This is a genomic window from Enterobacter sp. EC_64, from assembly GCF_019584165.1.
GTDB lineage: Bacteria > Pseudomonadota > Gammaproteobacteria > Enterobacterales > Enterobacteriaceae > Enterobacter > Enterobacter roggenkampii.
In genome coordinates this window covers 21,068-35,112 of record NZ_VDAS01000003.1, presented here as the reverse complement: position 1 = coordinate 35,112, position 14,045 = coordinate 21,068, and the positions used below count along the sequence as shown (strand labels likewise).

Here is a 14,045-nt window from a genome sequence, read left to right as displayed (position 1 = left end):
TTTTAAAATTTATTTTTATACGGATAATCAAATATTTACTCCGCATTTGCTGTAAATCCATACACATTGCGGGCCTATAAGCCAGGCGAGATATGATCTATATCAATTTCTCTTCTATAATGCTTTGTTAGTATCTCGTCGCCGACTTAATAAAGAGAGAGTTAGTGTGAAAGCTGACAACCCTTTTGATCTTTTACTCCCTGCTGCGATGGCCAAAGTTGCCGAAGAAGCAGGTGTCTATAAAGCAACGAAACACCCGATGAAGACGTTCTATCTGGCGATCACGGCTGGTGTGTTCATCTCTATCGCTTTCGTCTTCTACATCACCGCCACTACCGGTACTGCCGGAATGCCTTTCGGCATGGCCAAACTGATTGGCGGCATTTGTTTCTCACTGGGTCTGATTCTTTGCGTTATTTGCGGCGCCGACCTCTTCACCTCAACGGTGCTGATTGTCGTGGCAAAGGCGAGCGGAAGAATTACCTGGGGTCAGCTGGCACGTAACTGGCTTAATGTTTACGTGGGTAACCTGGTTGGCTGTCTGCTCTTTGTTTTGTTGATGTGGCTTTCTGGCGAGTACATGACCGCCAACGGTGGTTGGGGCCTTAACGTCCTGCAAACTGCCGACCACAAAATGCACCACACATTTATCGAAGCCGTTGCTCTCGGCATCCTCGCGAACCTGATGGTCTGCCTGGCTGTATGGATGAGCTACTCGGGTCGTAGCCTGATGGACAAAGCCTTAATTATGGTTCTGCCGGTTGCGATGTTCGTTGCCAGCGGCTTTGAGCACAGTATCGCGAATATGTTCATGATCCCAATGGGCATTGTTATCCGCGACTTTGCGAGCCCGGAGTTCTGGACCGCAGTTGGTTCATCCCCGGAAAGTTTCTCTCACCTGACTATTATGAATTTCATTACTGATAACCTGATCCCTGTCACTATCGGGAACATTATCGGTGGGGGTCTGTTAGTTGGGTTGACATACTGGGTCATTTACCTGCGTGGCGACGATCATCATTGATGGTTTTCTCAGGCAGTAAATAAAAAATCCACTTAAGAAGGTAGGTGTTACATGTCCGAGCTTAATGAAAAGTTAGCCACAGCCTGGGAAGGTTTTGCGAAAGGTGACTGGCAGAATGAAGTAAACGTACGTGACTTCATTCAGAAAAACTATACCCCGTATGAAGGTGACGAATCCTTCCTGGCTGGCGCAACTGACGCGACCACCAAGCTGTGGGACAGCGTAATGGAAGGCGTTAAACTGGAAAACCGCACTCACGCGCCAGTTGATTTTGACACCTCCGTTGCTTCCACCATCACTTCTCACGATGCTGGCTATATCAACAAAGCCCTTGAGAAAATCGTTGGTCTGCAGACTGAAGCACCACTGAAACGCGCAATCATCCCGTTCGGTGGTATTAAAATGGTTGAAGGTTCCTGCAAAGCGTATAACCGCGAGCTGGACCCAATGCTGAAAAAAATCTTCACCGAATACCGCAAAACCCACAACCAGGGCGTATTCGATGTTTACACCAAAGACATTCTGAACTGCCGTAAATCTGGCGTTCTGACTGGTCTGCCAGATGCATATGGCCGTGGCCGTATCATCGGTGACTACCGTCGCGTTGCGCTGTACGGTATCGACTTCCTGATGAAAGACAAGTACGCGCAGTTTGTTTCCCTGCAGTCCGATCTGGAAAACGGCGTAAACCTGGAAGCGACTATCCGTCTGCGTGAAGAAATCGCTGAACAGCACCGCGCGCTGGGTCAGATCAAAGAGATGGCTGCTAAATACGGCTGCGATATCTCTGGTCCTGCTACCAACGCTCAGGAAGCTATCCAGTGGACCTACTTCGGCTACCTGGCCGCAGTTAAATCTCAGAACGGCGCAGCAATGTCCTTCGGTCGTGTATCCACCTTCCTGGATGCCTATATCGAACGTGACCTGAAAGCAGGCAAAATCACCGAGCAAGACGCTCAGGAAATGATTGACCACCTGGTCATGAAACTGCGTATGGTTCGCTTCCTGCGTACCCCTGAATACGATGAGCTGTTCTCCGGTGACCCAATCTGGGCAACTGAATCCATCGGCGGTATGGGCGTTGACGGCCGTACTCTGGTGACCAAAAACAGCTTCCGCTTCCTGAACACCCTGTACACCATGGGTCCTTCTCCGGAGCCGAACATCACCGTTCTGTGGTCTGAAAAACTGCCTCTGAACTTCAAGAAATTCGCCGCTAAAGTGTCCATCGACACCTCTTCTCTGCAGTACGAGAACGATGACCTGATGCGTCCGGACTTCAACAACGACGATTACGCTATCGCTTGCTGCGTAAGCCCAATGGTTGTTGGTAAGCAAATGCAGTTCTTCGGTGCGCGTGCAAACCTGGCGAAAACCATGCTGTACGCAATCAACGGCGGCGTTGATGAAAAACTGAAAATGCAGGTTGGTCCTAAGTCTGAGCCTATCAAAGGCGATGTGCTGAACTATGACGAAGTCATGGAACGCATGGACCACTTCATGGACTGGCTGGCGAAACAGTACGTCACTGCGCTGAACGTTATCCACTACATGCACGACAAGTACAGCTACGAAGCCTCTCTGATGGCGCTACACGACCGTGACGTTATCCGCACCATGGCGTGTGGTATCGCAGGTCTGTCCGTTGCTGCTGACTCCCTGTCTGCAATCAAATATGCGAAAGTTAAACCAATTCGTGACGAAGACGGTCTGGCTATCGACTTCGAAATCGAAGGCGAATATCCGCAGTTTGGTAACAACGATTCTCGCGTTGATGACATGGCGGTTGACCTGGTAGAACGTTTCATGAAGAAAATTCAGAAACTGACTACCTACCGTAACGCTATCCCGACTCAGTCTGTTCTGACCATCACCTCTAACGTTGTGTATGGTAAGAAAACCGGTAACACCCCAGACGGTCGTCGTGCTGGCGCGCCATTCGGCCCAGGTGCAAACCCAATGCACGGTCGTGACCAGAAAGGTGCAGTTGCCTCTCTGACTTCTGTCGCTAAACTGCCGTTTGCTTACGCGAAAGATGGTATCTCTTACACCTTCTCTATCGTGCCAAATGCGCTGGGTAAAGACGACGAAGTGCGTAAAACTAACCTTGCTGGTCTGATGGATGGTTACTTCCACCACGAAGCGTCCATCGAAGGTGGTCAGCACCTGAACGTGAACGTCATGAACCGTGAAATGCTGCTCGACGCGATGGAACATCCTGAGAAATATCCTCAGCTGACCATCCGCGTATCTGGCTACGCAGTACGTTTTAACTCCCTGACGAAAGAACAGCAGCAGGACGTTATCACCCGTACTTTCACTCAGTCCATGTAAGTGGAATTGACTGAAATCACGCGTTAACAAGCGTACAATAAAGGCTCCACGTCAGTGGGGCCTTTTTAGCACCCTCTCCACCTCAGTCTCTTTTGTCCGCTATCTATACTGAATGGATAACAGCCAAAACAGACTTAACACAGCCGGCTTTGAGCTGTGCATACACAGGCCCCGGACGGGCCGATGATGGAGATATCACCGCAATGTCAACTATTGGTCGTATTCACTCCTTTGAATCCTGTGGCACCGTCGATGGCCCGGGTATCCGCTTTATCACCTTTTTCCAGGGCTGCCTGATGCGCTGCCTGTACTGCCATAACCGCGACACCTGGGACACGCACGGCGGTAAAGAAGTCACCGTCGACGATCTGATGAAAGAGGTGGTGACCTATCGCCACTTTATGAACGCCTCCGGCGGCGGTGTGACCGCGTCCGGCGGTGAAGCCATTCTTCAGGCTGAGTTTGTCCGCGACTGGTTCCGCGCCTGCCATAAAGAAGGCATTCATACCTGCCTCGACACCAACGGCTTTGTACGTCGCTACGATCCGGTGATTGATGAACTGCTCGAAGTGACCGATCTGGTGATGCTCGATCTCAAACAGATGAATGATGAGATCCACCAGAATCTGGTGGGCGTCTCCAACCACCGCACGCTGGAGTTTGCCAAATACATTGCCGACAAGGGCATCAAAACCTGGATCCGCTACGTGGTTGTTCCTGGCTGGTCAGATGACGACGACTCCGCGCACCGCCTGGGAGAATTTACCCGCGACATGGGCAACGTCGAGAAAATCGAGCTTCTGCCCTATCATGAGCTGGGTAAACATAAATGGGTGGCCATGGGTGAAGAGTACAAGCTTGATGGCGTGAAGCCGCCGAAAAAAGAGACGATGGAACGCGTCAAAGGTATTCTTGAACAGTACGGTCACAAAGTGATGTATTAAAGAAAAGGCCCGGTGAGAACCGGGCCTTTTTTATTCTATTTAAAGACGCCGTTAATAACGGAAGTCACAATCGCAGTACTCAGCGCAATTAAGACCAGGTCGTCACCCACTACGCGCCATTCGTAGCCGGGATAGGAAGGAAGCTGGTCCAGCATTGAGGCCGGAACGGCCTTCTTCGCAATACCCGGAGGCAGTGGTTTACCGCGCGCCAGGTTTTTTGCGATCCCCGGGGGCAGTGACTTATAGCCCGTTAAGCCGTAATTCACGGCCAGATGACGGACATGATCGAAGCTCACGCGAGCATCAACGTCATTACCGACATCTTTGCTGTTTTTGAAGTTCTTATCCGATTTTCCAGGGTTATCCTGTCCGCTATTTTGCTTATTACCATGGTTACCGGAGTTACCAGAATTCCCGTTACCATGATTGCCGCCATTACCTTGTCCGCCACCGTTTCCGTGACCACCGCCGTTCCCGTTGCCAGGATTAGCCATGACCGGAGCCGTTGCAAACGTTAAAGACAACACTACGGCAAGTGCGGTAGTGGAAAAACGACGTATAGACATGATTGTTGCCTTTTAGTGGTAGAACTCATTTGAATTATCGCCAGGGGGGAAAAACAAACAATACGTAAAAGTCTTATATGTGACAGGGACAAAAAAGCCTGTCGATGACAGGCTTTTATTTAATCAGGCGTGTGCCACCGGCGTTGGATGTTCGCCCGCTTTACGCAGCAGCATTAAGAGATAAATAAACGACACGCTGGCGATCATGATAAACAGTAAATTGTCGGAATAATTTTGCATCAGCATCGCGGTAAACGTCGGCCCTAATAAGCTGCCGATGGTATAGCTCAGTAACAGCGCCTGGTTCATTGCCACGAGCTGGTGATGCTCAACTTTCTCACAGGCCCACGCCATCGCGACCGGATAAAGCGTGAAACCTGCCGCCCCAAGAATAAACAGCGCGGGTGCCATCGCGGCATTGCTGAGCATGGCGAGGCATCCCATGATCACCACGAAGACCTGAACGCGCAGCACCAGCAGACGGCCAAAGCGATCAGCCAGACGGCCAATTGGCCATTGTCCAACAATACCCGCACTCACCATCACCGCCATCCAGAAGCCAATTCCGGAGTCGCTGACGCCCTGATGGTTCAGATAGAGCGGCATCAGGCCATAGAGCGAGCCCAGTACAATCCCCGAGATAATGCAGCCGTTAACGCCCAGACGCGCCTGACGCAGTCTCAGCATGGGCCAGACGTGGGTTGCTTCCTGGTGTTCACTGTTCTGGTTCACAATGCGCGTAAAGAGCAGCGGCAGGATTGCGGCCAGCACCATGCCCGTTACCCACGGCAGAACGCTCATCAGGTCGGTTGGCAGCTTGCTCACCATCAGTTGTCCCAGCACGGTGCCGACATAGTAAACCATCATGTAGGCAGCCAGCAGACGTCCGCGGTTGCGGGAGGTGCCGCTGCACATCAGCGCACTTTCAACGACCACCCAAATCATCGCGCAGCCTACACCGGCGATAAAGCGCCATGCCATCCAGCTCCAGAAGCCGACCATCAGGCCCAGCCCCGCACATCCGGCGGCGAAAATCAGCGAGGCCAGATAATAGCTGCGGTTAAAGCCAAAGCGCTTGATCAGGCTCCCGGTCACCAGCGTACCCAGGAGGTTCCCGGTAAAAAAGGATGAGCTGACCATACCCACCTGCCAGGTCGGTAAGTTTTCATGGGCGAGCCACAGCGGGACGAGCGTATTTAACACTGCGATCGCCAGGGTCAACAAAAGCAGGCCACAGAGCAACAGCAGCACTGGCCGGGTATAGGTGGTCATGGATTAAAAACCGCGAGGAAGTTCAGATTTCGTGCGCATCATGCCACTGGCAAAAACAAAGTCAATCCACTGATTTAGCCGCCTCGCACAATATGTTCCCTGTCGATTTAAAAAACTTATCCTGCTAATGCCACGCCTGCTATAGATATTAATTATGTCTCTGTTTTCATTTATTAATGGGGAAAATTAAAACAAAACGACAGTCGAAAAATTTCATGATCGAAAAAAGAAAAAGCCGGGCACTCTGGCCCGGCTTGATATAACCAAATGAAACGTTAACTGGCGACAGCCATACCAACGGTCATATGCAACCCGTAGAACACGCCGCGACCAATCAGTTCACCCGCCAGTACCAGCACAAAAGCCAGTGACAGCAGCGGCAGTGCCGGCTGATAACCTTTGAGCTGAGGGGCAATCCAGAATACCAGCGCGGCGACCAGCAGAACGATACGCCAGGCCATCAGCGCACCGTAGTCCGGCACCAGGGCAGAGGCCTGCTGAATAGAGCTGTGAATGGTTGCCAGTTCAGTACCCTGCATCAGGGCGACTATCGCACTCACTACCAGCGCCAGCAGCGAAACAGCGGGCAGCAGACGCATTGCCCATCCGTCGACACCCGCCACGCGCAGCAGCAGGTAGCCCAGCAGCGGCCCGCCGATAAACATCGTCAGGAAGAAGCTCATTGGCGTCCAGACGCTGTACCAGGTGGGGACGGTATCGATGGTGTTATAGACACGTATCATCATCCACACGAACACCACGCCCAGCACCATGGTCACAATCAGCCACAGGCTGCGCAGACCCGCAGGCAACTTCTTCATAGCGGCCAGCAGCCAGCCCAGCCCACCGACGGCAAAGAAAATTGCGCCACTGGCGATCTCGTTACTGAGGGATGAGGCGCCCACGCGGTTCAGGGAGTTAAACGCGCGCATCGGCGAACCCAGGTGCAGCGTAGAGGCGATAAAGCCGATCCCCATCAGCACCCACAGGCCAAACATACTCAACACCAGGCGCTGCTGCTATTCAGCATTGAGACGACCTTTCAACAACGCCAGCGCGAGCACAATGAAGCCGCCCGCTACGCACTGACCAAAGACCGTGAAGATCATCAGCGGCCATTCATGCCATCCACTTCCCATCTCACACCTCCTTCGGATTTGCCAGGTAGCCGGTGGTGTCACCTGTAGGACGGCTGTTGGCGTTAGGTTTAATCACAATACTCGGCTTCGTGAAGTGCGCAGACGGCAGCGGTGCCACGGCGGCAAGATGACCGTGTTTTTGACGCAGCTCTTCAATAGGGCCGAAGTCCAGCGCGCGCAGCGGACAGGACTCAACGCAAATCGGCTTTTTGCCATCCGCTACGCGGGTGTGGCAGCCGTCGCATTTGGTCATGTGGCCTTTAGCGGCGTTGTACTGCGGCGCGCCGTACGGACAGGCCATATGACAGTAGCGACAGCCAATGCAGACATCTTCATCCACCACCACAAAACCGTCTTCGCGCTTGTGCATCGCCCCGCTCGGGCAGACTTTTGTACAGGCGGGATCTTCACAGTGGTTACAGGCAATTGACAGGTAATACGCAAAGACGTTCTGATGCCAGACGCCGTTATCTTCCTGCCAGTCGCCCCCGGCGTATTCGTAGATGCGACGGAAGCTCACGTCCGGCGTCAGGTCTTTGTAATCTTTGCAGGCCAGCTCGCAGGTTTTGCACCCGGTACAACGGCTGGAATCAATAAAAAATCCATACTGAGTTGTCATCGGTTACTCCTTAAACCTTTTCAACCTGGACAAGGTTAGTGTGGGATGGGTTACCCTTCGCCAGCGGCGACGGACGCTGTGTGGTCAGTACGTTAATACTGCCTGCCTGGTCGATGCGGTTGGCATCCGGGCTGTACCAGGCCCCTTCCCCTAACGCCACCACGCCGGGCATCATGCGCGGGGTGACTTTGGCTTCAATATGCACCTCGCCGCGACCGTTGAATATGCGCACGCGATCGCCATTGCTGATGCCGCGCGCTTTCGCGTCCATCGGGTTAATCCACATCTCCTGGCGGCAGGCGGCCTTCAGCACGTCGACGTTACCGTAGGTAGAGTGAACACGCGCTTTATAGTGGAAGCCGGTCAGCTGCAGCGGGAATTTCGCCGTCAGCGGATCGTTATAGTTTTCAAAGCCCGGCGCGTAGATCGGCAGCGGATCGATAACATCCCCTTCCGGCAGCTCCCAGGTGGAGGCGATTTTTGCCAGCGCTTCGGAATAGATTTCGATTTTGCCCGACGGCGTGGTCAGCGGGTTCGCCTGCGGATCTTCACGGAACGCTTTGTACGCCACGTGGTGTCCTTCCGGATCGCGCTGTTTGTACATCCCCTGCTTGCGGAAGGTATCAAAGTCAGGGAGGTCAGGAATCGCCTTACGGGAGAGTTCATGCAGATGGCGCATCCACCCTTCCTGAGTACGCCCCTCGGTGAACTGCTGCTCAACGCCTAGACGTTTCGCCAGTTCAGAGGTCATCTCATAAATGGTTTTGCACTCGAAGCGCGGTTTAATCGCCTGGTCGGTAAAGATCACGTAGGACATGTTGCCGCAGGAGGCGTCCAGCGCGAAATCCATCTGCTCAGAGGCGGTGCAGTCCGGCAGCAGGATATCGGCATATTTTGCCGAGGAGGTCATGTGACAGTCGATCACCACAATCATCTCGCACTTCTTGTCGTCCTGCAGGATTTCATGGGTGCGGTTGATTTCAGAGTGCTGGTTGATGAGACAGTTGCCGGCGTAGTTCCAGATCATCTTGATCGGCACGTCCAGCTTGTCCTTACCGCGCACGCCGTCGCGCAGGGCGGTCATTTCCGGGCCACGTTCAATCGCATCGGTCCACATAAACATGGAGATGCTGGTCTGAACCGGGTTATCCAGCGTTGGCATACGTTCAAACGGCACTTCATATGAGCCTTCACGCGCGCCGGTGTTACCGCCGTGAATACCGACGTTGCCGGTCAGAATGGAGAGCATGGAAATGGCACGGGTCGCAATTTCACCGTTCGCATGACGCTGCGGGCCCCAGCCCTGGCTAATGTAGGCTGGTTTGGCTGAGCCAATCTCACGCGCCAGCTGAACGATACGCTCTGCCGGGATGCCGGTGATGGTGGACGCCCACTCCGGCGTTTTTGCCACGCCATCGCTACCCTGACCGAGAATGTAAGCTTTGTAATGTCCGTTTGCCGGTGCGCTGGCTGGCAGGGTTTTCTCGTCATAGCCGACGCAGTATTTATCCAGGAAAGGCTGATCGACGAGGTTCTCGGTGATCATCACCCACGCCAGCGCTGAGACCAGGGCCGCATCGGTACCCGGACGTATTGGGATCCACTCGTCTTCACGTCCGGCACCGGTGTCGGTATAGCGCGGATCGATGATGATCATGCGGGCATTGGATTTGGCGCGCGCCTGTTCGAGGTAGTAGGTTACCCCGCCACCGCTCATGCGGGTTTCCCCCGGGTTGTTACCAAACAGCACGACCAGCTTGCTGTTTTCGATATCGGACGGACTGTTGCCGTCCGCCCAACCGCCATAGGTGTAGTTCAGGCCAGCCGCGATCTGCGCAGAAGAGTAGTCACCATAGTGATTGAGATAACCGCCGCAGCAGTTCATCAGGCGCGCCACCAGCGTTTTTCCCGGTGGCCAGGAGCGGGTCAGCGTGCCGCCGAGCGTCCCGGTACCGTAGTTCAGGTAGATGGATTCGTTGCCGTACTCTTTAATAAGGCGCTGCATATTGGTGGCGATGATGTCGTAGGCCTCATCCCAGCTAATCCGCTCGAACTTCCCTTCCCCACGCTTACCGACACGCTTCATCGGATATTTCAGGCGGTCCGGATTATAGACGCGGCGACGCATGGAGCGACCACGCAAACACGCACGCACCTGATGTAACCCTTCGTAGTTATCGTCCCCGGTATTGTCGGTTTCGACATATTTAATTTCGCCATCCACCACATGCATACGCAGCGGACAACGGCTACCGCAGTTAACGGTACAGGCACTCCACACCACTTTTTCCGGCGAAGTGGCCGGAGACAGAGCATCTGCCGCCGACGCCAGTCGGGTAAAAGGGAGCGTGAAGGCACTACTGGCTACCGCCAGGCCGCCTATTGCCGTGGTTTTCATCAACCCACGGCGAGTGACCTCGGCAGCCATTAATGCTTCAGGCGCGTTGATTTTCATAGAGACTCACTTTGGTTGCTCACAAAAAAAAGAGAGGCGGCGCAAACCGCTATGTAGTTTTATATATAACGAATATTATCGTTATCAGCTTTTTATGCTGGCTTTCATTCGAAGGAGTATTACTACTTTAGAGGGAGAGGTTATTGCGTCGTATCAAACCAAAGGCATAAAAAAAGCGCCCTGAGGCGCTTTTTTGTTTTAAGACAAATTATTAGCCGATGTACTGCTGGCCTTTCATGTATGGACGCAGCACTTCAGGGATCTCGATACGACCGTCTGCCTGCTGATAGTTTTCCAGCACGGCAACCAGGGTACGGCCCACAGCCAGGCCAGAACCGTTCAGGGTATGCACCAGACGGGTTTTCTTATCAGATTTGCTGCGGCAACGTGCCTGCATGCGGCGCGCCTGGAAATCCCAGACGTTAGAGCAGGAGGAGATTTCACGGTAAGTATTCTGCGCAGGTACCCACACTTCCAGATCGAAGGTTTTGCAGGCACCAAAGCCCATATCACCGGTGCACAGCGCCATACGACGGTATGGCAGACCCAGCAGCTCCAGCACTTTTTCAGCGTGGCCGGTCATCTCTTCCAGCGCGTCCATGGATTCTTCAGGACGGACGATCTGCACCATCTCAACTTTGTCGAACTGGTGCATACGGATCAGACCGCGCGTGTCGCGCCCGTAAGAGCCTGCTTCAGAACGGAAGCACGGAGAGTGCGCCGTCAGTTTGATTGGCAGGTCGTCTTCGTCGATGATCTCATCACGCACGAGGTTAGTCAGCGGCACTTCCGCGGTTGGGATCAGCGCGTAGTTGCTGCTGTCAGCTTCCTCGTCCAGCGGACGGGTATGGAACAGGTCGCCGGCAAATTTCGGCAGCTGGCCCGTACCGTACAGCGTATCGTGGTTGACCAGATATGGCACATAGGTTTCGCTGTAGCCATGCTGCTCGGTGTGCAGATCCAGCATGAACTGCGCCAGCGCACGGTGCAGATGGGCAATCTGGCCTTTCATTACCACGAAGCGAGAGCCGGTCAGCTTAACAGCAGCCGCAAAATCCAGGCCCGCGTGCATTTCGCCCAGCGTCACGTGATCGCGCACTTCAAAGTCAAACTCACGAGGCGTACCCCAGCGTTTCACTTCAACGTTGTCGTTTTCATCTTTGCCGACAGGCACGCTGTCGTCAGGAATATTCGGGATAGCCAGGGCAATATCACGAATTTCGGCCTGAAGAACATCCAGTTCAGCTTTCGCCTGATCCAGTTCTTCACCCAGCTTGTTCACTTCCAGGCGTAATGGCTCAATATCTTCCCCGCGCGCTTTCGCCTGGCCGATGGATTTCGATCGAGAGTTACGCTCTGCCTGCAGATTTTCAGTTTGTACCTGCAGTACTTTACGACGCTCTTCAAGAGCGCGCAGCTTATCTACATCCAGCTTAAAGCCCCGGCGTGCCAGTTTTTCAGCGACTGCGTCTGGCTCATTACGCAGCAGATTGGGATCGAGCATGCTTATCCTGTGCTTATCGAATTAAAATAGGAAATGTGACCACAGCCTGCGGTCACAAGGATACAATTGCCAACATTACCGCAACGATTGAACTAACGGTAGCGTTTTATAGGGCTATTTTGATCCTGTCCGGCGAGCCAGGTGAGCTTTTCACCAATCTTGCCTTCAAGACCTCTGTTTGTGGGGTGATAATAGCGCGTTTGTGCCATCTCCTGCGGGAAATATTCCTCCCCGGCAGCGTAGGCATTGGGTTCATCATGAGCGTAGCGGTATTCCTGCCCATACCCCATCTCTTTCATCAGTTTGGTCGGCGCGTTACGCAGGTGAACCGGCACATCGTAGTCCGGGCGTTCGCGTGCGTCAGACATCGCGGCCTTAAACGCGGTATAGACGGCATTGCTTTTCGGCGCACAGGCCAGATAAACAATCGCCTGCGCAATGGCGCGCTCACCTTCTGCGGGTCCAACCCGGGTGAAACAGTCCCAGGCCGACAGCGCGACCTGCATGGCACGCGGGTCGGCATTGCCGACATCTTCTGAGGCAATCGCCAGACAGCGGCGCGCGACGTATAGCGGATCGCCACCCGCAGTAATAATACGCGCATACCAGTACAGCGCCGCATCCGGCGCGCTGCCGCGCACGGACTTATGCAGCGCCGAAATCAAATCGTAAAAACGGTCACCTTTATTATCGAAACGCGCGCTGCGTTCCCCGGCAATTTCGGTGAGCAGTTCCGGTTTTAGCACCCGCTTCCCGGCGTCGTCGACCTCGGCCATGTCGGCCATCATCTCCAGCGTGTTCAGCGCCCGACGCGCATCGCCGTTGACCAGCTCGGCAATCGCACGACGCGTCTCGTCAGGCAGAACGATATCCTGTCCGCCGTAGCCGCGCGATTTGTCGTCCATCGCCTGAGTGAGAACCTTTTCGATATCCTCGGTCGTCAGCGATTTGAGCAGATAAACGCGCGCACGGGAAAGCAGCGCCGAGTTCAGCTCAAACGACGGGTTTTCGGTGGTCGCCCCAATGAAGAAGATCGTGCCGTCTTCAATATGCGGCAGGAAGGCATCCTGCTGGCTCTTGTTGAAGCGATGGACTTCGTCGACAAAAAGAATGGTGCGGCGTCCGGCGTTGCGGTTCTGACGCGCACGCTCGATAGCCTCACGGATCTCCTTCATTCCGGACGTCACCGCTGAGATACGCTCAACGTCCGCGTTGGCATAACGGGCAATCACTTCTGCAAGCGTAGTCTTGCCGGTGCCTGGAGGGCCCCAGAGGATCATGGAGTGCAAATGCCCCGCCTCAATGGCGCGCGGCAATGGCTTACCGGCAGCCAGCAGGTGCTGCTGACCGATGTACTGCGCTAAATTTTCTGGCCGCATACGGGCGGCCAGAGGTTGAAACGCGTTATCTGAAAAATCGAGCGACAGATTGCCCACTCACGCCTCTTACTTATTGCGTTGGTCGTCCACCGTTACGCCCTTCGGCGGGGTAAAGGTGAACTTCGATGCATCAACGGCGCCGTTCTGCTGAGATTTGAGCTGATAGCTGCTGCGCTGATCGTCCTGCTCAACCGCGCCGAACTGATTAATGGTACCGTTGGTGCTGACATTGATGGTGAACTGCTTCAGGTTGCCGTTGCTGCCTTTCGGCGTCAGGACAAACTCGTCACCCGTCTGTTTAATATTGTACTGCTGCCAGTCGCTGGCCTGGTTACGGGCAATCAGCATAAATGGCGTATTGCTGGTGGCATCTTTCAGCCAGGTCGCAGTAGCCTGCTCAACGAACGGGTTGTAGAACCATAAGGTTTTACCGTCAGACACCAGGATGCTTTCATCCGGCTGGGTCATGTGCCAGTTAAACAGATTTGGGCGTTTTACCCACAAGTCCCCCTGACCTTCCTGCACCGCGTTGCCGCTGCCGTCCGTCACTTTCTGCGTGAAGCTGGCGTGGAAGCTGCTTACTTTATCCAGTCGGCTTTTAAGGTCGCTGGCTGCATCAGCCCAGACGCTGCTGGCGACAAAACTGGTGAGTAATGCACAGGCGATGGCGATTTTTTTCATTGTTATTCCTTAAAATACGTCTTCCCGAAATGGGGTTTCCGTCTTCTATTCTGGACCTGCCCGGAGGCAGGCGACAGAAGAAAATGCTTAATTTTGGCTGATTTACCCTTCTTTGCAATCGCGGAAGG

Annotated in this window: 10 protein-coding genes and 1 pseudogene; 3 read left to right on the top strand and 8 right to left on the bottom strand. The window is 54.0% G+C overall.

The window, feature by feature from the left end; translation table 11 throughout:
- Positions 1-166 precede the first annotated feature (166 nt).
- The 3 genes from focA (at position 167) to pflA (ending at position 4,302) form a co-directional block, all read left to right on the top strand.
- Entirely contained in the window at positions 167-1,024 is an 858-nt protein-coding gene (focA, locus tag FHC52_RS03090) for a formate transporter FocA (protein ID WP_008499974.1), read from the top strand.
- A 51-nt stretch (positions 1,025-1,075) separates the two neighbouring features.
- Entirely contained in the window at positions 1,076-3,358 is a 2,283-nt protein-coding gene (pflB, locus tag FHC52_RS03085) for a formate C-acetyltransferase (RefSeq protein WP_008499975.1), read from the top strand.
- A gap of 203 nt (positions 3,359-3,561) precedes the next feature.
- Positions 3,562-4,302, top strand: coding sequence for a pyruvate formate lyase 1-activating protein (gene pflA, locus FHC52_RS03080; protein WP_008499976.1), 741 nt, complete (start codon positions 3,562-3,564; stop codon positions 4,300-4,302).
- A 35-nt stretch (positions 4,303-4,337) separates the two neighbouring features.
- On the opposite strand, the gene FHC52_RS03075 is transcribed toward pflA, so the two are convergent.
- The 8 genes and pseudogenes from FHC52_RS03075 to lolA form a co-directional block, all read right to left on the bottom strand.
- The gene (locus FHC52_RS03075) at positions 4,338-4,868 is read right to left on the bottom strand and encodes an anti-virulence regulator CigR family protein (RefSeq protein ID WP_023292887.1); all 531 of its coding nucleotides are present in this window, start codon (positions 4,866-4,868) and stop codon (positions 4,338-4,340) included.
- Between the two features lie 123 nt (positions 4,869-4,991).
- On the bottom strand, positions 4,992-6,140 hold the full coding sequence (locus FHC52_RS03070) for an MFS transporter (protein ID WP_008499979.1): 1,149 nt from the start codon (positions 6,138-6,140) through the stop codon (positions 4,992-4,994).
- Between the two features lie 275 nt (positions 6,141-6,415).
- A pseudogene (locus tag FHC52_RS03065) lies at positions 6,416-7,279 on the bottom strand (dimethyl sulfoxide reductase anchor subunit family protein).
- A 1-nt stretch (position 7,280) separates the two neighbouring features.
- The gene (locus FHC52_RS03060; protein WP_220419909.1) at positions 7,281-7,898 is read right to left on the bottom strand and encodes a DMSO/selenate family reductase complex B subunit; all 618 of its coding nucleotides are present in this window, start codon (positions 7,896-7,898) and stop codon (positions 7,281-7,283) included.
- Between the two features lie 10 nt (positions 7,899-7,908).
- Positions 7,909-10,353 (bottom strand): dimethylsulfoxide reductase subunit A, encoded by a 2,445-nt coding sequence (dmsA, locus tag FHC52_RS03055; RefSeq protein WP_220419908.1) that lies wholly within the window; start codon positions 10,351-10,353, stop codon positions 7,909-7,911.
- A gap of 211 nt (positions 10,354-10,564) precedes the next feature.
- Positions 10,565-11,857, bottom strand: coding sequence for a serine--tRNA ligase (gene serS / locus FHC52_RS03050; RefSeq protein ID WP_008499983.1), 1,293 nt, complete (start codon positions 11,855-11,857; stop codon positions 10,565-10,567).
- A gap of 92 nt (positions 11,858-11,949) precedes the next feature.
- The gene (gene rarA, locus FHC52_RS03045; RefSeq protein ID WP_220419907.1) at positions 11,950-13,293 is read right to left on the bottom strand and encodes a replication-associated recombination protein A; all 1,344 of its coding nucleotides are present in this window, start codon (positions 13,291-13,293) and stop codon (positions 11,950-11,952) included.
- 9 nt (positions 13,294-13,302) lie between these two features.
- Positions 13,303-13,917, bottom strand: a complete 615-nt coding sequence (lolA, locus tag FHC52_RS03040; RefSeq protein WP_021240884.1) for an outer membrane lipoprotein chaperone LolA — start codon at positions 13,915-13,917, stop codon at positions 13,303-13,305.
- Positions 13,918-14,045: the final 128 nt, after the last annotated feature.

Coding starts and splice junctions, on each gene's coding strand:
- FHC52_RS03075 (WP_023292887.1), bottom strand. CDS start 4,868: ATGTCTATACGTCGTTTTTCCACTACCGCACTTGCCGTAGTGTTGTCT.
- FHC52_RS03070 (WP_008499979.1), bottom strand. CDS start 6,140: ATGACCACCTATACCCGGCCAGTGCTGCTGTTGCTCTGTGGCCTGCTT.
- pflB (WP_008499975.1), top strand. CDS start 1,076: ATGTCCGAGCTTAATGAAAAGTTAGCCACAGCCTGGGAAGGTTTTGCG.
- pflA (WP_008499976.1), top strand. CDS start 3,562: ATGTCAACTATTGGTCGTATTCACTCCTTTGAATCCTGTGGCACCGTC.
- lolA (WP_021240884.1), bottom strand. CDS start 13,917: ATGAAAAAAATCGCCATCGCCTGTGCATTACTCACCAGTTTTGTCGCC.
- FHC52_RS03060 (WP_220419909.1), bottom strand. CDS start 7,898: ATGACAACTCAGTATGGATTTTTTATTGATTCCAGCCGTTGTACCGGG.
- serS (WP_008499983.1), bottom strand. CDS start 11,857: ATGCTCGATCCCAATCTGCTGCGTAATGAGCCAGACGCAGTCGCTGAA.
- dmsA (WP_220419908.1), bottom strand. CDS start 10,353: ATGAAAATCAACGCGCCTGAAGCATTAATGGCTGCCGAGGTCACTCGC.